Here is a 21,835-nt window from a genome sequence, read left to right on the forward strand (position 1 = left end):
AACGGAGTCCGTCCCATGACCCTCGCCTTCCGCCCCCTCCTGGCCCCCTTGGCCCTGGCCTTGCTGCTGGCCACCGGCAACGCCACCGCCCAGCAGTCCATCGACAAGGTCATGGGCAGCATCACCGCGCAGTCCGGGCAGACCTATGGTGATTTGCAGACCGTCAACGGCAGCATCTCCATCGAAGATGGCGCCACCACCGCCGACGCCGGCACCGTCAACGGCTCGATCAAGGGCGGCGACAAGATCACCACCGCCGACCTGGAGACGGTCAACGGCAGCATCCGCCTGGGCCGCGAGGCGCGCGTGGAAGGCGGCATCGAGACGGTCAACGGCAGCATCTTCCTCGACCAGGGCAGCAAGGTGCGCAAGGGCCTGGAGAACGTCAACGGCGCCATCGGGCTGGTCGGCACCGAGGTCGGTGAAGATATCGGGATGGTCAATGGCGACCTGACGGTCGGCGTCGGCTCGCACGTGCACGGCGGGATCAAGATCGAGAAGAACCACGGCTGGTCGTCCAAGCGCACCTCCGAGCCGCGCGTGGTCATCGGTCCCAACGCGGTGGTCGACGGACCGCTGGTGTTCGAGCGACCGGTCAAGCTCTACGTGCACAGCAGCGCCAGGATCGGCAAGGTCACCGGCGCTACCGCGCAGTCCTACAGTGGCAACACCGCGCCGGAGGACTGAGCCCAAGCGTGGGAACAGGCGCGACAGACCGTCGCACCTGTCCAAACCGACAGCCGGCCGGCGCGTGCACCCGCCGGCACGTGGCTAGAATCCCGGGTTCCTTAACGCCACCTGCAAGGAACCCGCATGTCCCGCAAGCTGTTGCTGGGTCTGGTCACGCTGAGCGCCCTGTGCGCCTGCAAGCCCGACGCCCCCAAGCCAACGACCACCACGCCGCCGTCGGATCAAGGCCAGGCGCACGCGTTTTCGCCGCAGATCAACGCCGAGGACTTTGGCGAGCTGGTCAAGACACTGGCCTCCGATGACTTCGAGGGCCGCGGCCCGGGCACGCCGGGCGAAGACAAGACGGTGGCCTACATCACCGAGCAGATGCAGCGCATCGGCCTGAAGCCTGGCAACGGCGAAAGCTGGACCCAGGAAGTCCCCATGGTCGAGACCACGGCCGACCCGGGCACCACCCTGACCATCACCGAGGCCGACGGCAGCACGCGCACCCTGGCCTTCGGCAGCCAGATGGTGATCGGCACGCGCACCGGCAAGCAGGACATCAGCATCAAGGACAGCGAGCTGGTGTTCGTCGGCTACGGCGTGGATGCGCCCGAGCGCCAGTGGAACGATTACGCCGGCAACGACGACTGGCACGGCAAGACCGTGGTGATGTTCGTCAACGACCCGGGCTTCCATACGCAGGACCAGGCGTTGTTCGACGGCGACAAGATGACCTACTACGGGCGCTGGACCTACAAGTTCGAGGAGGCCGCGCGCAAGGGCGCCGACGCGGCGATCATCATCCACGACACCCCCGGCGCCAGCTACGGCTGGGATGTGGTCAAGCATTCCTGGTCCGGCGCGCAATACGACCTGCCGGCCGAGGATGACCCCGAGCCGCGCGTGCCCGCGCAGGGCTGGATCACCCAGGACGTGGCCCGTGACCTGTTCGCCAAGGCCGGCCTGGACCTGGACCAGGCCTACAAGGACGCCTCCAAGCCCGGCTTCAAGCCCGCACCGCTGAAGGCCACCGTCTCCTTCGAGCTGAAGAGCACGACCACGCGCAAGACCTCGCACAACGTGGTCGGCGTGCTGCCCGGGAGCGAGACGCCGGACGAGGCCGTGCTGTACATGGCGCACTGGGACCACCTGGGCAAGCATGAGGGCGAGCCGGGCGACAACATCTACAACGGAGCGGTCGACAACGCGACCGGCGTGGCCGGCATCCTGGAAGTGGCCGATGCGTTCGCCCATCAGGGCCCCAAGCCCAAGCGTTCGGTGGTGTTCCTGGCGGTGACGCTGGAGGAATCGGGCCTGCTGGGCTCCAAGTATTACGTCGCCCATCCGACCTTCCCGCTCAACAAGATCGCAGGGGTGATCAACATCGATGCCATGTCGGTGGCCGGCAAGGCCCGGGACCTGACCGTGACCGGCATGGGCGCCTCGCAGTTGGAGGACCTGCTCAAGCCACTGGCCGAGGCGCAAGGCCGCACGCTGCATGCCGAGTCCTCGCCGCAGAGCGGCTTCTACTTCCGCTCGGACCACTTCAACTTCGCCAAGGCCGGCGTGCCGGCGTTGTATGCCGATGGTGGCGAGGACCTGGTCGAGGGCGGCAAGGCCGCCGGCGAGGCCTATGCCAAGGACTACGGCGAACATCGCTATCACTCGCCCGCCGATCAATACGACCCGGCGACCTGGAAGCTGGACGGCACCGTGCAGGACCTGGATCTGCTCTACGGGGTCGGCAAGACGCTGGCCAGCGACGGCCAATGGCCGAACTGGTATGACGGCAATGCGTTCAAGGCCGCGCGCGACACGATGATGAACGCGCCGGCCAAAGGAAAGTAAACGCCTGATCCGGTGTTGCCATACGTTCAAGCACAGGCTCGCAGATCGCGGGCCTGTGCTTTTTGGGGATCGCAAGCCCGGTCGAGTAGCCCCGGGCCTCAGCGGCTGCGGGCTATCCACATCATGGTGGCGGCATGCGCGGCCCGCGGTCGCTGACCACCCCGGCCTCGACCACCTCAAGATGCGACGGCGGGGCATCGCCGACGCCGTCAAAGACCACCTGCAAGTCCCGCTCGCGTGCGAAGAAGCGCCGTGGCGATGCTGCATACAGCGGCAAACGGAACTCACCCGCGGTCAGCAACAGATGCGACTCCTCGACCGTGATCTGGACAGGACCTGCAGTACGGGTGTCGTACTGCCCCACCAGAGGCTGCAGTTGCCCAGCCTGCAACGACAGCGCTTGGTCGGTCGCCCGGTATACAGCGGCCTGATGATCAAAGCTGATGATGCGGTGCATGCGCCATCGCAGGTCAGGGCCGCGCGTCCACACTGAAGAAAACCGCGCAGAACCATCAAGGCGCTCAGGTTGCGGGGGGCGGGTCACCAGGAAATGATGCTCGCCGGTGATCAGCACGCCGACATCTGCCAGCGGATAGAGCCGCACACTTCCAGCCACCGCCTCGCGCCGCAAATGCATGCCCGGCGTACCGCAGGGCCCTGCTGCCAGGGACTGGACCACTGCTTCACGTGTGCGGGTCAAGCCGGTCTTGTCGTGCCAGAACTCGACGTCAGGCGTCAGCAACGCCCCCATCGACACAAAATCGCAGCGGTTATAAGCCTCCCAGAATGCCGCATCCGCCTGACTGACCGCTGCCAGGTCGGCAGCCGCGTTGGCCGGTGTGGCTGCACGTGCATAGGCCGTGCACAGTGCAAACGCCGTCAGCAGCATGATGCGTCCAATGACATGCATGGTCGATGCTCGAAAGAAGGCGTACGAACAGCCTGCGCCCAATCCACACACCAGGAATCGGCCAAACGTCATGTCCTGGCGCCGGTAGCGACGGCAGACGCTAAGCTGCGCGCCTTCCTCCACGGAACGCCTCCCATGTCCTATGCGATTGCCTACTGGTGCGTGCTGATCGTCGCGCTACTCCCTTACATCTGGACCACGGTCGCCAAGGCCAGCGCCGGCGGACGCTACGACAACCACAATCCACGTGCCTGGCAGGCGCAGCAGGTCAACCCGCGTTCGCAGCGTGCGCATGCGGCTCAGCTCAACGGTTTTGAAGCCTTCCCGCTGTTCGCTGCCGGTGTGCTGATGGCGCATTCGGCAGGCGTTGGTGCGGCCACGGTCGCAACGCTGGCGCTGCTGATCCTGGTGTCGCGCATCGCCCACGGCGTGGCCTACGTCGCCAACCTGGCCAGCCTGCGTAGCGGGGTGTGGTTCGTCGGCCTCGGCTGCACCCTGGCGTTGATGGTGCTGGCGGCGCTGCGCGTGGGGTGAATCGCTCAGCGCAGTCGCGTCCTAGCGCAGGTCGTGATCCCAGCCGAACAGGTCCAAGGCCTTGATGAACTCGGCATCCAGCGGCGCCAGCGCCTCGATGCGTACGCCGCGGCCCGGATGCAGGAACGCCAGCCGCCGCGCGTGCAGCAGCATGCGATGCACGCCGCGCATGCGGAAGGCGCGGTTGTGGCGCCCTTCGCCATGACTGGTGTCGCCGATCAGGTGATGGAACGCGTGCTTCAAGTGGCGGCGGATCTGGCGGAAGCGTCCGGTCTGCGGCCGGCAGCGCAGCAGCGCATACCGCGAGGTCTCAAAGCCGCCTGAGGGCACGTCCAGTTCCCCGGTGGCCAGGCGCACGAAGTCGGTGAGCGCGGGCTTCTTGGCCGGTTTGCCCGGGCCGCCATCCAGGGCATGGTCGATGGTGAACCGGTCCTCCGGCCAGCCACGGCACACGGCCAGGTAGTCCTTCTCCACCTCGCGGGACATGAAGACCTGGCCCAGCAGTGATGCCGTGTCACGGTCGAAGGCGACCAGCAGGCAGCCGCTGGTGGCCCGGTCCAGGCGGTGGATCAGGAAGATCGGCCGGCCCAGCTGCTCGCGCAGCAGATCGGCCAGGAACTGATCCTCCCCGCGCGCCAGCCCGCTGTCGTGGACCATCAGCCCGGCCGGCTTGTCGACCACGGCCAGTTGGTCGTCCAGGTAGAGCACGGGAATGGGCGGAGCGGCAGACATGGCGGCATGGATGACGGACGGGCCGCTTAGTATCGCGGTTCGCGCGGCGGGACACGGCGTTGCGCCACCGGCACACCGACAGGTTGACGCGGCCCCTCCCCGTCCCGACGATCAGGGACTCACCCCGACGAGATCCCCACGATGAAGCGACTGCTGCCCCTGTTGCTGCTGATGGTTGCCCTGCCGGCGCTGTCCGCCGAGCTGCCCTACGATCCCGCGGCCAACGCCAAGGCCGATGTCGCCCACGCGCTGGCCGCCGCCAAGCAGGCGCACAAACCGACCCTGCTGATCTTCGGCGCCAACTGGTGCGGCGACTGCCGGGCGCTGGACAAGTCCCTGCACAGCGAGAAGAACGCCGCGCTGGTCAAGCAGCACTTCGAGGTGGTCAAGGTCGACGTGGGCAACTGGGACCACAACCTGGATGTCGCCAACGCCTACGGCAACCCGATCGAGAAGGGCATCCCCGCCGCGGTGGTGGTCTCGCCGGAAGGCAAGGTCGTCTACACCACCAAGCTGGGCGAACTGGCCAACGCGCGCAAGATGAGTGACGAAGGCATCTACGACTTCTTCAGCAAGGTCGCCAAGGGCGGCTGAGGACACTCAGCCCGGCGCACGCACGGAGACCAGTTCGCCCTTGCCCACCGGAAGGAGCGCGCAGGTGAAGGCCGCATCCGCGCGCAGCGTGGCCTCGAACGCCGCCAGCTCGGCGGCGTGTGAGATCGCGTTGTCCACCACCAGCGTGCCGCCGGGCCTCAAGATCCGGCGCAGGTTCGACCACCAGGCCAGATAACGACTGCGGTCGGCATCGAGGAACACCAAGTCGGCCGACGCCTCCTGCGCCGATGCCAGCCAGTCACCGGCATCGCCCTGCACCGAGGTGATCGTCTTGGCCAGACCGCTGCGCGCGAACGTGGCCTGTGCCAGCTGCCATTTATCGGGCGCGAATTCCAGCGTGGTGACCCGCCCGCTGAGTGCAGCGGCCGCCTCGGCCAGCCACAGCGTCGAATAACCGTTGGATGTGCCGATTTCCAGCACCCGGCGCGCATCCGTGGCACGTACCAACACCGCCAGGAACTCGCCGGTGTCAGGCGTGATATTGAGCATCCGTGCGTCACGCGCCTGCTGCACGGCGTCGTTGCGTTCGCCGTGAGCGAACAGCTCAGCCTTCAGGGCCTGCAGCGACGCGGCGCCGGACATCGTCATTGCATTTTCAGCGCCGCAGCCACGCTGAGAGCAGCGCCAGGGTGCCGGCCGCGCCGGTGAACCAGGTCCACAGCGGCACGCCCCACAGGCTCGGGCCGCCCACGCCGAAGGCGTGCAGCACCGCGGCCACCACCAGCAGGCCGGCGCCGCCGATGGCGGTCACCACCCGGCGTTGCAGGCGCTGCAGGGTGAGGTTGAGTTCGGCCAGGTCCTTGGAGCGCATCGCCAGCTCGTGCTTGCCTTCCACCTGCTGCCTGAGCCAGCTGTGCACCAGGCGCGGCATGTCCGGGGCGTGGGTCATGATCTCCGGCAGACGCTTGCGCAGCTCGTGCACCGCACGCATGGGGCTGTAGCGGCGGATCAGGATGCGCTCGAGCACCGGCTTGGCCACCGCCCAGATGTCCAGCTGCGGGTCCAGCTGGCGGCCCACGCCCTCGATGTTGAGCAGGGTCTTCTGCAGCAGGATCAGCTGCGGCTGCAGGGTCAACTCGTACTTCTGCGCGGTGCGGAACAACTTGATCAAGACCTGGGCCAGCGAGATCTCGCTCAGCGGCCGGGTGAAGTACGGCTCGCACACCGCGCGCGCGGCGGCCTCCAGCTCGTCGATGCGCACGGTGGCGGGCATCCAGCCGGCCTCCACGTGCAGCTCGGCAATGCGCCGGTAATCCTTGTTGAAGATGGCCATGAAGTTCTCGGCCAGGTAGTACTGGTCCTGCTGTGAGAGCTGTCCGACGATGCCGAAATCCAGCGCGATGAAGCGCGGGTTGTCCTTGCGCGCCGGGTCCGGATCGACCCAGATGTTGCCGGCGTGCGCATCGGCGTGGAAGAAGTTGTCGCGGAATACCTGGGTGTAGAACACCCGCACGCCTTTGGCCGCCAGGGCTTTGCGGTCGATGCCGGCCGCGTCCAGCGCGGCGATGTCGTCGGAGGGGATGCCGCTGACCCGCTCCATGGTCAGCGCGCGCTCGGCGGTGTGGCTCCAGATGATCTCCGGCACATACAGGTCCGGCGAATCCTTCCAGAACCGGCGCATCACGCTGGCGTTGGCGCCCTCACGCTGCAGGTCCAGCTCGGCGGCCAGGGTGGTCTCGATCTCGGCGACGATCTCCTTCGGGCGGATCTTGTCGGCGGACGGGTGTGCGTAGTCGACCAGGGCCGCGCCGGACTTGAGCAAGGCGATGTCGCCGGCGATCTGCGCCTCGATCTCCGGGCGCAGCACCTTGACCACCACCTGGCGCCCATCGTGCAGCGTGGCCGCGTGCACCTGGGCGATCGAGGCCGAGGCCAGCGGCGTGGTGTCGAAGTGCGCGAACGCCGCGTCGATCGGCATGCCCAGGGCCTGCTCGACGATGGCCTGGGCCTTGAGTCCGTCGAACGGCTTGACCCGGTCCTGCAGCAGGGTCAGTTCCTCGGCCACGTCCGGCGGGATCAGGTCGCGGCGGGTGGAGAGGATCTGCCCGAACTTGACGAAGATCGGCCCCAACTCCTGCAGCACCATGCGCAAGCGCGCGCCACGGCTCATCGCGGCCACGTCGTCGCGCGCGCGTGGCACGAACGGCCGCGCCAGCTTGAGCCACGGACCGGCCGGGGTGTCGTCCAGCAGCGCGTCCAGGCGGTAGCGGATCAGCACGCGGCCAATCTTGTTGGCGCGCAGGGCCGCGCGCCAGCTCTTCATGCCCGGCCACATCATGCGCGCAGCGCCAGTCGGGCCACGCGCGCGGCCAGTCGCTCCACGTCGTCGCGCGCGATGTCCACGTCGTCGCAGAAGGCCTCCAGCTCGGCGCGGGCGACCACGTCGCGCGATTCCTCGGTGACGTACTCGGCCGCGCTGGTGGCCAGCTCGCCTCCGGTGTCGCGCAGCTTCAGCAGGGTCGCGCGCACCGCGCTGGCGACCTGCACGCCCAGCACCTGGCCGAAGACAGTGACGAAGGGCAGGTCCCAGTCCGGATCGAAGCGCGTGGCCAGGGTCTGCAGCCGGCGCGCCAGTTCGGCATCGCCGGAGACCCGCAGCTTGCCCACCGGCGCGGCGTCATCGCGACGCAGGAACGGCAGTTGTCCCAGCAGGCCGCCCAGGGTGCTGCGCACGGCCAGGTCGGGCTCGCTGGTGGCATCGACCGGGCCCACGTGCAGGCGCTGGGCCTCCACCGCGATCTCCAGCGCCAGCGGCGGCGAGGCCAGGGCGATGGCGATCCGCCGCCCGGCCAGCGGGGCCAGCGCATCGCGGGTGTCCGGGTCCAGCGCGATGGCGCGGTTGAGCGCGGTTTCCAGCGCACGGCCAGCCAGCGGCTTGAGGGCATCGAAAGGGGGCGGCGACATGGCGGGCATTCTAACCGGGCCATGCGCTGCGCCCGCATCTTCGGGTGGGCAAGCGGCCGCGTGACGGGTCATGCTTTGCGCCCTCGAGGGCAACAGTGGATGGACGGTGCGATGGGCAAGACACGCGTGGGCATTCTCTTCGGCGGCAGATCGGCCGAACACGAGGTCTCGCTGCAGTCGGCGCGCAACATCGTCGAGGCCCTGGACACCACGCGCTTCGAGCCGGTGCTGATCGGCATCGACAAACAGGGCCAATGGCACCTGTGCGATCCGCAGGCCTGGCTGCAGCACGCCCATGACCCCAAGCGCATCGCGCTGCAACCCGGCGGCCAGGGCGTGGCCTTGATTCCCGGCGCCCCACGGCTGCAGCTGCAGCCGGTCGAGGCGGGCGCCGCGCTGGCCCAGGTCGACGTGGTGTTCAACATTGTCCACGGCACCCTGGGCGAGGACGGCGCGTTTCAGGGCCTGTTGCGCGTGGCCAATCTGCCCTTCGTCGGCTCCGGCGTGCTTGGCTCGGCAGTGGCGATGGACAAGGATGTGGCCAAGCGCTTGTTGCGCGATGCCGGCCTGCAGGTGGCCCCGTTCGAATGCCTGACCCGGCGCAGCGCCGCCGCGCTGGACGCCGAGGCACTGATCGCGCGCCTGGGCTTGCCGCTGTTCTTCAAGCCGGCCAACCAGGGCTCATCGGTCGGCGTCAGCCGCGTCACCGAGGCCGCCGGGCTGGCGGCGGCGCTGGCGCAGGCCTTCCGATACGACCACAAGGTGCTGGTCGAAGCGGCCGTCGCCGGGCGCGAGATCGAATGTGCTGTGCTGGGCAACGATGCGCCGCAGGCCAGCGTGTGTGGCGAGGTCGTCGTGCACGATGCCTTCTACGCCTACGACACCAAGTACCTCAACGAGGATGGCGCCGAGGTCGTCGTCCCGGCTGAATTGGACGCCGACACCCAGGCCCGCATCCAGGCCATCGCCTTGCGTGCCTACCAGGCATTGGACTGCGCCGGGCTGGCACGGGTGGATGTGTTCCTGACGCCACAGGGCGAGGTGGTTATCAATGAGCTCAATACTCTGCCCGGCTTCACCCGGATCAGCATGTATCCCAAGCTATGGCAGGCCAGCGGCATGACCTATCCGCAGTTGGTCACGCGCCTGATCGAGCTGGCGCTGGAGCGCCACGCTGCCGACGCCGCCCTGCACAGCAGCGTGGCACTGAACGCATGACGTCGGCGGCACAGCTACGCCAGCTCCGCTCGGGCGACCTGCCCGCGCTGCTGGCGTTGAACAACCAACACGCCGCGGCGCTGTCCTGGCTGGAACCGGCGTCATTTGCCTCTTTGATCGAGAAGGCCTGCTCCGCGCGGACCAGCGGCGATGCCGAGGCGCTGCTGATCGCGCTGGATCAGGATGCGGCATACGACAACCCCAACTTCGCCTGGCTCTCCGCCCGCTTCGAGCGGTTCGTCTACATCGACCGCGTGGTCGTGGCCGTGCATGCGCAAGGACGCGGCTTGGCCGGCGCACTCTACGAGATGCTCAAGCGTGAGGCACGTGCGAACGGGCAGGTGCGTCTCGCATGTGAGATCAATCTCGCACCGCCCAACCCCGGCTCGGTAGCGTTCCACCGACGCCTGGGGTTCGAACAGATCGGCCAGGCCGACCTGCCCAACGGCAAGCGCGTGGGTTACTTCACTTGCGCGCTGTGAGCGCCTTGGCCACGCCTCATACCTTGCCTTTGCGGAACAGCGACACCACCGCCAGGATCAGGAACACCACAAAGCAGATCCACGCGACGCTGGACGCCGCACCGGCAATGCCACTGAAGCCCAGGAACGCGGCGATCAGCGCGATGACGAAGAAGACGATGGCGTAATGCAGCATGGCGTGGCTCCTGTCGCGCCGGATCGGCGCGGCTCTACCATCCCGCCATCGGCATGCGTGCGGCGTGAGGAATCAGCCGCCTTCCCTCCACGCGGCTTTCAGGCGCGCCATGCCTTCGCGCATCGACACGCGCGGCACATAGCCGAAGTCGCGCTGCGCCGGCTCCATGCTGTACCAGTGCGGAGTGCACAGCTGTTCGGCCAAAAAGCGCGTCAGCGGCGGCTCGCCCTTGAGCGGCAGCAGCTTCCACAGCGTCTCGCAGGCCGCGCCGACGCGGTAGGCGGTCTTGAACGACAGCGTCTTGTCCACCGGCGGCGTGCCGGTGGCGGCCAGAAGCGCGTTCAACACCTCGCGCATCGGCCAGGGCTCGCCATTGGAGATGAAATAGGCCTTGCCGGCGCAGACCGCGCCCGGGGCCAGGTGGTCGAAGGCATCGAAATGCGCCTGCGCGGCGTTGTCGATGTAGGTGGTGTCGACCTTGTTCATGCCATCGCCGACGATCCGCAGCCGCCCGCTGCGCGCGCGCGCGACCAGCCGCGGCAGGATCTGGTGATCGCCCGGCCCCCAGATCAGGCGTGGGCGCAGGGCGATGGTCGCCAGGTCCGCATCGTTGGCCGCCAGGACCTGCTGCTCGGCGATCGCCTTGGTCGCCGCATAGGGCGCCTGGAAATCCTGTCCGTAAGGCACCGCGTCGGCGCCCAGCCCCTCCACCGGATGAGTGGCCCGATGGGTCACGCTGGGCGTGGAGGTATAGACCAGCCTGCTCACGCCATTGGCCCGACAGGCGGCGATGACGTTGTCGGTGCCCACGACATTGGCGCGGTGATAGCTGGCATAGCTGCCCCACGCCCCGGCCTTGGCCGCGTTGTGGAAGACCGCATCGACGCCAGCCACGGCATGGGTGATGGCATGGAGGTCGGCCAGGTCGCCGCGGATCTGGCCCACACCCATCGCCGCCAGCGCCGGGTAATCCCCTCGCTGAAAACTGATGACCTCATGCCCGCGTTCGACCAACCCGCGACACAACGCCTGGCCGAGGAATCCCCCGCCTCCGGTGACCAATAGCTTCATGCGGTGGGGACTCCCTGTTCGGCGGCCCAGCGAGCCAACTGCTCGCGGCCGATCTTGGCGTTGTGGCGGATATCGACGGGAAACCCCGGATGCGGCAGGAAATGCTCGATCGACGCGGTGTGTGCGTGCGCGGTGGCGGCCGCGCGCAGCTGTTCGCGACTGACCACCGGCGGGCCATCGATTTCCTCATGCTGCCAGGCCTCGGCACCAAGCTCGTAACACAGCACGGGCACCTGGCGTCCTGGCGCACCGACACCCACCAGCGCGCTGCGTGCGACGTGCTTGAGCGCATTGAAGATCGGCTCGACCTGCTCGGTGTACATCGGGCCATGCACCGTTTCCACCCGCTGGGTCTTGCGTCCGCAGAACCACAGCCGACCCTCGGCGTCGAAATAACCCACGTCGCCCATGCGGTGCACCACACGCGTGCTGCCGTCGGGCAGCGTCTCGCGGATCTTGGCGGCCCGCGTGGCCGCCTCGCGGTTGAAGTAGCTGTCGGTGGCGGTCGGCCCGGCCACGGTGATTTCGCCGACGGTGCCTGCGGCGACCTCTTGCACGCCGGACCAGTCGGGGATCGGCGCATCGTCGATGGCGATGATGCGCACCACGTTGGGCGCCACCGCGCGGCCGACGCAGGTGCCAGCGCCGGCCTCGGTCGCCGCGCGGGTGGCGACCAGCTCACGGCCCTCGATCACCGCGACCGGCAGGCATTCGGTGGCGCCATACGGGGTCCAGAACTGGGCGTCGGCGGGCAGCAGCGCGCGGATCCGCTCCACGATCTGCGGCGGCACCGGCGCACCGGCCGAGGTCACCCGCTTGACCGTGGGCAGCGGCTTGCCGTATTTGGCCAGCACCCGCATCAGCGCCGGCGAGCCGAACAGCTGGGTCACCCCGAAGCGCGCGATGGCCGCATGCAGCTTGACCGGGTCGGCCTTGGCCGGGCGCGTGGGATCCATGTCCGGGATCACGCTGGTCAGCCCCAGCGCGGGATCGAACAGGGCGAACGGTGGAAAGGTCGGCAGATCCACCCCACCCGGCGTCATGCCGAAGGCATTGCGCAGCAGGTCGACCTGACCGACGAAATGGCGATGCCGGTAGACCACGCCCTTGGGCACGCCGGTCGAGCCGCTGGTGAACAGGATGCCGGCCACGTCCTCGCCATCGGTCGCCGCCAGCTGCGGGCCCGCACCGGCGCCGTCACGCTCGACCCGGGCCAGGGTCACCCCGCCCCAGCCCAGCTTGGGGCCGGCGGTGACGAGCTTCTTCGCACTGCGCGCCCAACCCAGCGCCAGCCGCGCCACCTGCGCCAGCGGGATGCCGATGAACGCTTCCGGCTGCGCTTCGTCCAGGCATTGCTTCAGCGCGCGCCGGTCGATGCCCGGGTCGACCAGCACCGGCACTGCGCCGGCCTTGAACAGGGCGAACATCAGCAGGAAGAACTCGGGCGAGGGCCGCACCATCACCACCGTGCGCGTGCCGCGACCGATGCCGTGCCTGGCCAGGCCAGCGGCAATGGCGTCGCTGCGCGCATCCAGCTGCGCATAGGTCAGCGCGATGGCGTAGTCGCCATGCCGGCCAGGACAGCGCAGGGCGACCTGGTCGGGACGTTCGCGGGCCAGCTCCGGCAGGCGGGCGGCGATGTTGCAGGGGCCAGTCATCGGGCCATTATCGCCGCTGGATGGCGCCGGGATGGAGGCCCCATTGCGCGGCCGCCGGATTCGGGCAGAATCCGCGGCATTCCCGCTCTTCCTAAGCGCCGCGCTCCGCCCGGTGGACATCGCCATGCATCCCTGCCTGACCTGCGGCGCCTGCTGCACCCAGTACCGCGTCGCCTTCCACTGGCTCGAGTCGGACAGCGTCACTCCCGGCGGGGTCCCGGCGACGATGTCCGAGCCGCTGGATGCGCATCGCCTGTGCATGCGCGGGACCTACGCCGCGCCGATCCGCTGCGTGGCCCTGGATGCGCAGATCGGGACCTATTCGCGTTGCTCCATCCACGCCAACCGCCCCAGCGTGTGCCGCGAAGTGGATGCCTCCTGGGAATACGGCGTCGCCAGCCCGCAATGCGACAAAGCGCGCATCGCCCACGGGATGGCGGCCCTATCCCCCGCGGACTGGCCGGCGGTGCCCGTGCCCAACCGCGACGACGGCCCGGCCAACGATGACCCGGGCATCGATCACGACCACGACGACGATCCCGAGCGCCCGCGCCCGCTGCGCGTGGCCTGAGGGAGCCGATGTCCTGCTGCAGGGGCCACGGGAATTCCCCGTGCAGGGCCACTTGTCCCCATCGCGCAACGCACACGTCGCGCGGAGCTTGCTCCGCTGGACGGATACCGAAGAACTTATAGCGCGGAGCTCGCTCCGCTGCGCGACCGCCCAAAAAGCAGCGGAGCCAAGCTCCGCGCGACGCGTCCTACAGCGGGTGGGCGTCCAGGAACGCGCGGATCGCCGGCACCAGTTCGGCGGCCTTGTCCTCCAGCACGTAGTGCCCGGCATCGTCGAACGCGGTGACCTGCACCTGCGGCAGGGCCTGGCGGAAGCCCGCCAGGAAATGCCGGTCGAACACGAAGTCCTTCAGCCCCCAGCCAATGAAGGCCGGGCGGTCGGCGAAGGACGGCAGGGCCTTGCCGGCGGCCTCCAGCAGCGGCCAGGCGCGGTCGGCCGCCGAGAGCGGGATGTCCTGCATGAAGCGCACCGTGGAGATCCGGTTGGCCCAGCTGTCGTACGGCGCCACATAGGCGTGGCGCACGTCGGCCGGTAGCTTGTGCTCGATCCCCAGGTACGAGGCACCGCCGGAGAAGGCGTTGAAGGCGCGGATGATGAAGCTGCCGAACAGCGAATCGCGGCCCAGCGCGATCTGCCACGGCATCGCCTTGGCCGCCGGCAGCGGAAAGGCTGCGGTGTTGGTGATCACCAGGCGCTTGACCTGGGCGGCGTGGGTCAGCGCCCAGCCGAAACCGATCATCCCGCCCCAGTCGTGCACCGCCAGCGTCACCGGCGTGGCATCGTCGATGCCGGCGTGGCGCAGCAGCGCCTGCAGGTCATCCACGCGCGATTGCAGGGTGTAGTCGTAGGCCGGCGCGCCCCTGCCATGCGGATGCGAGAGCCCGCCGCCGTCGTCCGGCTTGTCGGAAAACCCCATGCCCACGTGGTCGGGCACGATGCAGCGGTAGCAGTCCGACAGCCCGGCGACGAGCTTGCGCCAGTAATAGCTCCAGGACGGATTGCCGTGCAGCATCACCACGACCTCGCCATCGCGCGGGCCTTCGTCCAGGTAGGACATGGACACGCCCGGCCGCACCTCGAAGCGCTTGGGGGTGAAGGGATAACCGGGCAGCTGCATCAGGCGGCGTCAGGGAATGGCGGACGGGCGCGCATTGTAGGGCACTGGTTTGCGCGGCCGGGCGGGACGCCCCCGCTCCTGGATCGTTGACGCACCGGCAGAGTGCGACCGCATCGCAGGGACTACCATGTAGGCAACTCCCCGCTGCCGAATGCCATGTCTGCCTCGCCCACGCCTCCCTCCCATCTCGACGATCAGCAGATCGAGCGCCTGTCCGACCTGCTGGATCGACGCGCGGTGCCGTTCAAGGGCTTCAACCTGGAGGCGCTGGACGGGTTCCTGTCGGCGCTCGCGGTATCGCCCTCGCAGGTCCCGCCCAGCGAATGGGAGCCGGTGGTCTGGGGTGGCAAGGCGCCGCGCTGGGACAGCCCCGAGGAAGCCGCGCAGGTGCAGCAGCTGCTGCTGGGCCACTGGAACATGTGCACCGCCCGCGTCCGCCACGATGGCGACAGCCTGCCCGACCACCTGGCGCCCTTGATGTGGCTGCCCGAGGACCCGGAGCTGACCGGCGAGGACGCGCTGCGCGAGGACGAACTCGATGTCGGCGGCGACTGGGCGCTGGGCTTCTTCACTGCCGTGGAGCTGCGCGAGGCCGAATGGGACCAATGGCTGGATGACAACGACTGGATCGAGGAACTGTTCGACTACCTCGACCGCCTGGCCAGTGGCGAGACGATCAACCCCGACGACCCGACCGCCGAGGGCACGCCGGTCAGCTACCGCGAGCGCCTGGAAATCATCTCCGGCATCCCGTCCATGCTGGCCGACCTCAACCACCACCGCGTGGACGCCCAGACCCCGCGCGAGCCGGTCCGCCGCGACGCCGCGCCCGGCCGCAACGACCTGTGCTCCTGCGGCAGCGGGAGGAAATACAAGAAGTGCTGCGGGGCGAACTGAGCAGCGCGCTAGGCGCAGGCGATGGCCGGGATCAGGCTTTGGAGCTGGCCCGTCTGAAGACCTGCAGCCGCGACGTTATGCGCCGCCGCAGATAAGCCTCACAGAAGGGCGCGACGTTCGGCTCGACGTCGCCTCTTCACTGGCATGCCTTGCGCGCCTTCGGCCTCGACCGCCCTCCGTCGGGCAGCGACGCCACACACACGACAAGGGCCGGACGAGCCGGCCCTTTCCTGATTAAGAGCGGTGCGCTCAGCGCATCACCACACCACTTCGGCCATCGTGCAGTTCAGGCCCGAGCCGATGCCCAGCAGGGCGATGCGGTCGCCCTTCTTCAGGCGGCCCAGCTCCTTGAGCTTGCTCAGCACGATCGGCACCGAGGCCGGGCCGATGTTGCCGTGCTCGCCGAAGATGGTCATGACCTTCTTCGGGTCGATGCCGAAGGCCTTGATGAAGGCGGCGGTGTGCGGCTGGCTGACCTGGTGGATGATGAACTGGTCGATCTCGTCCACCGCCCAGCCCAGCGCCTGGCGTGCGGCCACGAAGGTCTTCTGGGCCAGCTTCATGCCCTCGATCAGCAGCATCTTGGTGTCGGTGACCATGCGGTCCAGGTTGCCGCGGCACAGCTTGTTCCACTCGGTCGCCGAGCGGGTCACGCCGCCCTTGTAGACCGGTGCGTCGGGCACCAGCTCGCGGCGCGCCATCACCATGGCCACCGAGCCGCAGCCCAGGGTCAGGGCGGCCAGTTCGTCACGGAACTGCGCCTCGGTCACGCCCGGAGCGGTCATGCGCTCCAGGGTCTTTTCGTAGACCAGGTTGGCGGTCTCGCCATCGACGACCAGCGCGTATTCGATCTCGCCGCGCTCGATCATGCGCGCGGCGATGTCCATGCCATTGATGAACGCCAGGCAGGCATTGGCCACGTCGAAGGCCATGCAGTGGTCGCCCACGCCCAGGTTGCCCGACACGATCGAGGCGGTGGACGGCTCCAGGAAGTCGCGGCTGACCGAGGTGTTGATCAGCAGGCCCACGCGCTCGGCGCCGATACCGGCATCGGCCAGCGCCTTGCGGGCGGCCATCGTCGCGGCATCGGAGGCCTGGGTCTCGTCGTCCCACAGGCGACGGGCGTGCACGCCGGCGACATCGTTGAGCACGTCGGTCCGGATGCCCAGCCGGTCGAAGGTCGGCTGCAGACGGGCGTTGATTTCCTTGGAGGTCAGCGTGTGCGGCGCATCGACGTGCGCCAGTCCCGCGATGGAGACGTTCTCGAAAAGCATTGGACGGGTGCCCAGGCTGGAGGCGAAGGGGCGCCAAGGGTAGCCGGTTCCGGGGGTTCACGCATCTTTGACGCAATGCGCAACGTCTGCGCAGGCGCCGGCTACGTCGCGCTACGGGCGCGCAACGTGCGTTCGCGGGGCTCCGTCACGTTTCAGCGGCAACGGTAGGCCGCGAAGCGCTGCTCGCCATCGGTGGGCGGGGTCAGCGGCTGGATGGTATCGGCCTGCAGGCTCAAAGCCTCGTTGCGGGCCAGGGTTTCCAGTTCGTCGCGCACCTTGAGCTGGTTGCGGTCGTAGAAGGCGATCTTGTCCTTCACCGAGACCGACACCTCGCCCAGCTTGGGGCAACTGCTGGGCGTGCCGGCCGGCAGGACCTTGATCGCCTGGCCCTGCGGGGTCAGCTCCACCCAGGTACAGGCGGACAGGACGGGCAGCAGAGCGGCGGTCAGGACGATCAGGCGCATGGAGGCTCCGGTCGAAGGCAGGACGTAAGGAAGGCCTGCATGGTGCCGGACCCAGGATGAATGGGGAAGACAAGGCCGGTGGGGTGGGAGCCGCACGGCCGCGATCAGGCCTCGGCGGAAGCGCGACATCGCCGCCATGGCGACTCCCACCAACACGCAAAAACCCCGGCCCGCACGCGGCGGGCCGGGGCTTTCGGATCACACCAACCGTCGGCTTACTTGGCCGGCGTCTTGGTCACCGGATGGCCGTCGGCGTCGATGACGCTGACCTGCCCCAGCTTCAGCGCGCGCACCGGCGCCTCGATCTTGGACAGGTCGCCCACGATCACCCAGGTCAGCGCGTTGGGGTCGATGCCCTTGGCTGCGGCGTTGGCCTGTTCCGGCGTGAAGGCCTCGACCTGTGCGTTGCGCACCTGCACCCAGTTGTCCGGGCGCCCGTAACGCACGATGCTGCCGATGGTGCCCATCACCGCCGAGGCGGTTTCATAGGCACCGGGCTGGCTGCGCAGCTCGTTGGCCACCACCTTGTCGACTTCAGCCGCGGTGGCCGGTGCCTTGCCGGTGGTGTAGTCGGCGATCTCACGCTGCATCTCGGCCACCGACTCGGCGGTCTTGTCGATCTGCACCGGAGCCACGGAGAGGAACGGGCGCTGGCCCAGCGCGCCGACCAGGACGGTGCGGGCCCCGTAGGACCAGTGCTTGTCCTCGCGCAGGTTCATGTTCATGCGCGAGGTGAACGAGCCGCCCAGCACCTCGTTGCTCATCTCCAGCTTCACCGCACCAGAATCCTTGGTGGAGGGCATCAGCTCGCCAGCATAGATGTTGGCCTGCACCGCACCGGGCTGGTCGATCAGGAACACGCGCGGCTTGGCCGGGCGCTTGACCTCCGGGATCGCCACCCCGGCCTTGGCCGTGCCGGTGCCCTTCCAGTCACCGAAATACTTGTCCAGCATCGGCACGATCTGGCCCAGCGTGGTGTCGCCGACCACGATGACCGTGGCCTTCTCCGGGCGCAGCCACTGCTGCTGATAGTTGAGCAGGTCGTTGCGGTCGATGGAGTTGATCGCCTCGGCCGTGCCGCTGCCGGTGAACGGGATGCCGTAAGGATGGGCGTCGCCATAGAGCAGCGGCGGCAGCACGCGCAGGGCCGCAGTCTGCGGACGCGCCTTTTCCTGGGCGATGCCGGCGATCCACTGGGCCTTGACCCGGTCGATCTCGGACTGGTCGAAGCGCGGGTCACGCAGCATGGTCGAGAACAGGCCGATCGAGGCGTCCAGATTCTCCTTCAGTGCCGAGACCGAAGCGCTGGCGCCGTCCAGCGAGGCGTCGGCGCCCAGCTTGGCGCCCAGTTCCTCGGCGCGCGACTTGAACGCCAGCGAGCCCAGGTCGCCGGCGCCCTCGTCGAGCATCGCGTTGGCAAAGCCGGCCGTGCCCAGCTTGCCACCGGCATCGCTGGCATATCCGCCGTCGAACTCGTAGCTGATGTTGACCACCGGGATGTCGTGGCGCTCGGCCAGGACCACGGTGCTGCCGTTCTTCAGCGTGGCGTGCTGCAGTGCCGGGAACTTCAGGTCCGGGAAGCTCGTCACCTTGGGCACGCCCTTGCTGCGGTCCACGCCGGTGGCCTCGGTGGTGTACTTCGGATCGGGCTTGGGCAACGGCAGCGGCGCGGCCTTCACCGTATCCGCCTCGTCCAGCGCCTTGCGCTCGCCCGGTTCGACCACGAAGGTGTGGCTCGGCTTGCCCAGCCACTTGGCGGCCACCTCGCGCACCTGCTCACGCGTGGCCGACTGCACGTTGGCCAGCGATTCGCGGAAACAGCCCGGGTCACCGGTGAAGGTCGCGCACGACGCCAGCGCGTCGGCCTTGCCGCCGAAGCCGCCGATCCGCTCGATCCCGCGAATGAAGCCGGAACGGTAGTTGGTCTTTGCGCGCTCCAGCTCCTCCTCGGTGGGACCTTCTGTGATCAGGCGCTGCAGTTCCTCATCGATCACCGACTCCACCTTCGCCTCGTCCACGCCCTGCTTGACCATGGTGCGGATGAAGAACGTGCCGCTGAGCTGCTGGCTGTAGCTGGCCGTGCCGATGCTGTCGGCCAGCTGGTCCTGGTGGACCACGCGCGCGTCCAGGCGCGAGCTGGCGCTGCCGCCCAGCACGTCGGACACCAGGTCCAGCAAGTCAGAGTCGCGGGTGCCGGCCTGCGGGGTGTTCCAGATGCGCTGGATCATCACCTGCGGGACCTTGTCTTCCAGCACGGTGCGCCCGGACTGCTTGAGGACGGCCAGGTCGACCTTGGGCTGGGCCATCGTCGGGGTGGCGGGGATGTCGCCGAAGTACTTGGCGACCTTCTCCTTGGCCGTGGCCAGGTCGATGTCGCCGGCCAGCACCAGCACGGTGTTGTTAGGCCCGTACCAGGTCTTGAACCAACGCTTGACGTCATCCAGCGAGGCGGCGTTGAGATCGTTCATCGAGCCGATCGTGGTGTGGTGGTACGGGTGGCCGTCCGGATACATGGTGTGCGCGACGACTTCGCGCAGCTGGCCATAGGGCTGGTTCTCGCCCTGGCGCTTTTCGTTCTGGACCACGCCGCGCTGCTCATCGAGCGTCTTCTGGTCGATCGCGCCGACCAGGTGGCCCATGCGGTCGGACTCCATCCAAAGCGCCATGTCCAGCGCGGTGGTCGGCACGTTCTCGAAGTAGTTGGTGCGGTCCGAATTGGTGGTGCCGTTCATGTCGGTGGCACCGGCCTGCTCGAACGGGGCGAAATACTCGCCCGGCGCGTTCTCGCTGCCGTTGAACATCAGGTGTTCGAACAGATGCGCAAAGCCACTGCGCCCGGCCGGCTCGTCCTTGCTGCCCACGTGGTACCAGAGGTTCACCGCCACGATCGGCGCCTTGCGGTCGGTATGCACGATCACGCGCAGGCCGTTGGGCAGGGTGAACTGCTCGTAGGGGATGTCGACCTTGGCCGGCGCGGTGGCGGCGGTCGGCGCCTGGGCGCCCGCCGTGGCGGTCACGCCCCCCAACAGGGCGGTGGACAGGGCCAGGGAAAGCAGGCGGATCTGGGGACGCGTCGAAATGCGCATGGAACTCCTTGTCTATATAAGCCCGCGACGAGACGACGCCTGCGGAACGGGGGAATCGGCCAACGATGCTAGGCCGCGGCGACGGCGATTTCACTAGGCCTTAAGCCATGGATGTCACGACCGTCAGCCATCCCAAGCCGCCGCCCAGCACCGCGGCGCGCGTCGCTCGATTCAAACCCTGCGGGCGGACGCCGCATCGGACGAGGTGTTCGCGGACACCGAAGCGGACACCGGACAGCCGGCCAACTCAGAAGAAGTCCAACAAAAACAAAAGGATGTGATTGGCACGCTGCCTGCTTCAATAAACCCGCACCCAGCCAGCCCAGTCCATTTGCTGAACATTAAATGAATGCACGAGGGATTTCTTCAATCCCAGCTTGATCTTGCTGGTTAGGTGTTCTACCTTACTACCACACCACGCAACTACACCGATAGGAGAGCAACCATGAACACCAACGTCCTGCTGCCGCTGACCGCCGCCACCCTGTTCGCCGTGTGCGCCGGCTCGATGGTCCTGTCCCAGCGCGCCGACTCGCAGCCGACCCTCGGCACCGCCAGCACCCTCGCGGCGAGCACCTCGGCTCCGGCCATCGTCGACCTGCCGACCGTCAGCGTCCGCCCGGATCCGGCCGACCTCGCTTATTTCGAAGCCACTGGCAGCCAGCGCGTCGTCGACCTGCCGGCGGTGACGGTGCACCCCGACATGGCCGACCTGGCCTACTACCACGCGGCCCACGGCGCCCAGCGCGTGGTGACCCTGGCGGCGGTGACCGTGCGCCCGGCGGCCGACGATCTGGCCTATTACCTGGCCCATCAGGCTGGCCAGGTCGCCGATATCGAGGCCCGCGCCGTGCAGGCCGGCACCCGCCAGATCGACAGCCAGATCGCTCGCGCCGGCAGCATCGCCCGCGAGGTCGCCACCCGCTGATCGCCGCAGTGCGGGCACGACGTGCGCCACCCCCTGCGCCGCGCCCGCCTGCCGTGAAGGAGGCCACCAGCCTCTAGACTTGCGCAGGTCGCTTTTCCGACCTGTGACCCCGATGTCGATTCAACGCTTCAGTTCCGCCATCGCTGCAACCGTTGTGCGCACCGCATGAGTGCCCCGTTCCAGCTCGATGTCCTGCTCTACCAGCCCGAGATCCCGCCCAACACGGGCAACGTGATCCGGCTGTGCGCCAACACCGGCGCGCGCCTGCACCTGATCCGCCCGCTCGGTTTCGCTCTCGAAGATCGCCAGCTCAAGCGCGCCGGGCTGGATTACCACGAGTACGCCGCCCTGCAGGTGCACGACGACCTGCCGGCGGCATTGGCGGTCATCGCCCCACGCCGCCTGTTCTGCCTGAGTACCCGCGGACGCCATCGCTACGACGCGGTCGCGTACGGCCCGGGCGATGCATTCCTGTTCGGCCCGGAGACCCGCGGCCTACCGGCCGAGGTGCTCGAATCGGTCCCGGACGAACAGCGCCTGCGCCTGCCGATGCGGCCGGACAACCGCAGCCTCAACCTGTCCAACACCGTGGCGATCATGGTGTTCGAAGCCTGGCGCCAGCAGGGCTTCATTGGCGGAAGCTGAACGCCTGCACACAACATAGCTTGCAATTGAA

Annotated in this window: 22 protein-coding genes; 10 read left to right on the plus strand and 12 right to left on the minus strand. The window is 68.2% G+C overall.

The window, feature by feature from the left end; genetic code table 11:
* Positions 1-15: 15 nt before the first annotated feature.
* Together ACORQU_RS05750 and ACORQU_RS05755 are read left to right on the plus strand one after the other, a co-directional pair.
* Positions 16-687, plus strand: a complete 672-nt coding sequence (locus tag ACORQU_RS05750) for a DUF4097 family beta strand repeat-containing protein (protein WP_271648311.1) — start codon at positions 16-18, stop codon at positions 685-687.
* A 126-nt stretch (positions 688-813) separates the two neighbouring features.
* Positions 814-2,523: a M28 family metallopeptidase gene (locus tag ACORQU_RS05755; protein ID WP_491643874.1), complete on the plus strand. Its 1,710-nt coding sequence runs from the start codon at positions 814-816 to the stop codon at positions 2,521-2,523.
* Between the two features lie 121 nt (positions 2,524-2,644).
* On the opposite strand, the gene ACORQU_RS05760 is transcribed toward ACORQU_RS05755, so the two are convergent.
* Positions 2,645-3,556 carry a nuclear transport factor 2 family protein gene (locus ACORQU_RS05760; protein WP_491643875.1) on the minus strand — a complete coding sequence of 304 codons (912 nt, stop codon included), beginning with the start codon at positions 3,554-3,556 and terminating at the stop codon, positions 2,645-2,647.
* Between the two features lie 12 nt (positions 3,557-3,568).
* Here ACORQU_RS05760 and ACORQU_RS05765 point away from each other — a divergent pair, with 12 nt between their 5' ends.
* Positions 3,569-3,967 carry an MAPEG family protein gene (locus tag ACORQU_RS05765; protein ID WP_491643876.1) on the plus strand — a complete coding sequence of 133 codons (399 nt, stop codon included), beginning with the start codon at positions 3,569-3,571 and terminating at the stop codon, positions 3,965-3,967.
* A 21-nt stretch (positions 3,968-3,988) separates the two neighbouring features.
* Here ACORQU_RS05765 and ACORQU_RS05770 read toward each other — a convergent pair whose 3' ends face one another.
* Positions 3,989-4,699 (minus strand): pseudouridine synthase, encoded by a 711-nt coding sequence (locus tag ACORQU_RS05770; RefSeq protein ID WP_491643877.1) that lies wholly within the window; start codon positions 4,697-4,699, stop codon positions 3,989-3,991.
* A 141-nt stretch (positions 4,700-4,840) separates the two neighbouring features.
* On the opposite strand from ACORQU_RS05770, the gene ACORQU_RS05775 reads away from it, so the two are divergent.
* Complete coding sequence (locus tag ACORQU_RS05775) at positions 4,841-5,293, plus strand: thioredoxin family protein (RefSeq protein WP_491643878.1); 453 nt, start codon at positions 4,841-4,843, stop codon at positions 5,291-5,293.
* Positions 5,294-5,299: 6 nt separating this feature from the next.
* Here ACORQU_RS05775 and ACORQU_RS05780 read toward each other — a convergent pair whose 3' ends face one another.
* Genes ACORQU_RS05780 through ACORQU_RS05790 form a run of 3 tightly spaced genes read right to left on the minus strand, consistent with a single transcriptional unit; the run spans position 5,300 to position 8,218 of the window.
* Positions 5,300-5,896, minus strand: a complete 597-nt coding sequence (locus ACORQU_RS05780) for an O-methyltransferase (RefSeq protein WP_491644982.1) — start codon at positions 5,894-5,896, stop codon at positions 5,300-5,302.
* Positions 5,897-5,909: 13 nt separating this feature from the next.
* A complete protein-coding gene (gene ubiB, locus ACORQU_RS05785; RefSeq protein ID WP_491643879.1) occupies positions 5,910-7,577 on the minus strand; it encodes a ubiquinone biosynthesis regulatory protein kinase UbiB in 1,668 nt (555 codons plus the stop codon).
* Positions 7,578-7,588: 11 nt separating this feature from the next.
* Positions 7,589-8,218 (minus strand): ubiquinone biosynthesis accessory factor UbiJ, encoded by a 630-nt coding sequence (locus ACORQU_RS05790; protein ID WP_491643880.1) that lies wholly within the window; start codon positions 8,216-8,218, stop codon positions 7,589-7,591.
* Between the two features lie 111 nt (positions 8,219-8,329).
* On the opposite strand from ACORQU_RS05790, the gene ddlA reads away from it, so the two are divergent.
* Positions 8,330-9,436, plus strand: coding sequence for a D-alanine--D-alanine ligase (gene ddlA, locus ACORQU_RS05795; protein ID WP_491643881.1), 1,107 nt, complete (start codon positions 8,330-8,332; stop codon positions 9,434-9,436).
* The gene (locus ACORQU_RS05800) at positions 9,433-9,918 is read left to right on the plus strand and encodes a GNAT family N-acetyltransferase (protein WP_491643882.1); all 486 of its coding nucleotides are present in this window, start codon (positions 9,433-9,435) and stop codon (positions 9,916-9,918) included. The genes ddlA and ACORQU_RS05800 overlap by 4 nt, the downstream gene beginning before the upstream one ends.
* A 16-nt stretch (positions 9,919-9,934) precedes the next feature.
* On the opposite strand, the gene ACORQU_RS05805 is transcribed toward ACORQU_RS05800, so the two are convergent.
* The 3 genes from ACORQU_RS05805 to oleC form a co-directional block, all read right to left on the minus strand.
* Complete coding sequence (locus ACORQU_RS05805) at positions 9,935-10,093, minus strand: DUF1328 domain-containing protein (protein WP_271648302.1); 159 nt, start codon at positions 10,091-10,093, stop codon at positions 9,935-9,937.
* Positions 10,094-10,165: 72 nt separating this feature from the next.
* Positions 10,166-11,164: a 2-alkyl-3-oxoalkanoate reductase gene (oleD, locus tag ACORQU_RS05810; protein ID WP_491643883.1), complete on the minus strand. Its 999-nt coding sequence runs from the start codon at positions 11,162-11,164 to the stop codon at positions 10,166-10,168.
* Positions 11,161-12,822: an olefin beta-lactone synthetase gene (gene oleC, locus ACORQU_RS05815; protein ID WP_491643884.1), complete on the minus strand. Its 1,662-nt coding sequence runs from the start codon at positions 12,820-12,822 to the stop codon at positions 11,161-11,163. Before oleC ends, oleD begins: the two co-directional genes overlap by 4 nt.
* Before the next feature lie 124 nt (positions 12,823-12,946).
* Between oleC and ACORQU_RS05820 the strand changes: the two genes are divergently transcribed.
* On the plus strand, positions 12,947-13,393 hold the full coding sequence (locus ACORQU_RS05820) for a YkgJ family cysteine cluster protein (RefSeq protein WP_491643885.1): 447 nt from the start codon (positions 12,947-12,949) through the stop codon (positions 13,391-13,393).
* A gap of 187 nt (positions 13,394-13,580) precedes the next feature.
* On the opposite strand, the gene ACORQU_RS05825 is transcribed toward ACORQU_RS05820, so the two are convergent.
* Positions 13,581-14,510, minus strand: a complete 930-nt coding sequence (locus tag ACORQU_RS05825; protein ID WP_491643886.1) for an alpha/beta fold hydrolase — start codon at positions 14,508-14,510, stop codon at positions 13,581-13,583.
* Between the two features lie 156 nt (positions 14,511-14,666).
* On the opposite strand from ACORQU_RS05825, the gene ACORQU_RS05830 reads away from it, so the two are divergent.
* On the plus strand, positions 14,667-15,407 hold the full coding sequence (locus ACORQU_RS05830) for a UPF0149 family protein (protein WP_491643887.1): 741 nt from the start codon (positions 14,667-14,669) through the stop codon (positions 15,405-15,407).
* A 257-nt stretch (positions 15,408-15,664) separates the two neighbouring features.
* Here ACORQU_RS05830 and ACORQU_RS05835 read toward each other — a convergent pair whose 3' ends face one another.
* The 3 genes from ACORQU_RS05835 to ACORQU_RS05845 all read right to left on the minus strand — a co-directional run bounded on the left by ACORQU_RS05835 (position 15,665) and on the right by ACORQU_RS05845 (position 20,231).
* Positions 15,665-16,681, minus strand: coding sequence for a 3-oxoacyl-ACP synthase III (locus tag ACORQU_RS05835; protein WP_271648295.1), 1,017 nt, complete (start codon positions 16,679-16,681; stop codon positions 15,665-15,667).
* A gap of 152 nt (positions 16,682-16,833) precedes the next feature.
* Entirely contained in the window at positions 16,834-17,145 is a 312-nt protein-coding gene (locus ACORQU_RS05840; RefSeq protein WP_271648294.1) for a DUF4156 domain-containing protein, read from the minus strand.
* 215 nt (positions 17,146-17,360) lie between these two features.
* Positions 17,361-20,231, minus strand: a complete 2,871-nt coding sequence (locus tag ACORQU_RS05845; RefSeq protein WP_491643888.1) for a M16 family metallopeptidase — start codon at positions 20,229-20,231, stop codon at positions 17,361-17,363.
* A 445-nt stretch (positions 20,232-20,676) separates the two neighbouring features.
* Between ACORQU_RS05845 and ACORQU_RS05850 the strand changes: the two genes are divergently transcribed.
* Together ACORQU_RS05850 and ACORQU_RS05855 are read left to right on the plus strand one after the other, a co-directional pair.
* The gene (locus tag ACORQU_RS05850) at positions 20,677-21,159 is read left to right on the plus strand and encodes a hypothetical protein (protein WP_491643889.1); all 483 of its coding nucleotides are present in this window, start codon (positions 20,677-20,679) and stop codon (positions 21,157-21,159) included.
* 165 nt (positions 21,160-21,324) lie between these two features.
* Positions 21,325-21,804: a tRNA (cytidine(34)-2'-O)-methyltransferase gene (locus tag ACORQU_RS05855; protein ID WP_491643890.1), complete on the plus strand. Its 480-nt coding sequence runs from the start codon at positions 21,325-21,327 to the stop codon at positions 21,802-21,804.
* The last annotated feature ends 31 nt before the right edge of the window (positions 21,805-21,835 follow it).

The organism is Pseudoxanthomonas sp. JC1303, from assembly GCF_058448525.1.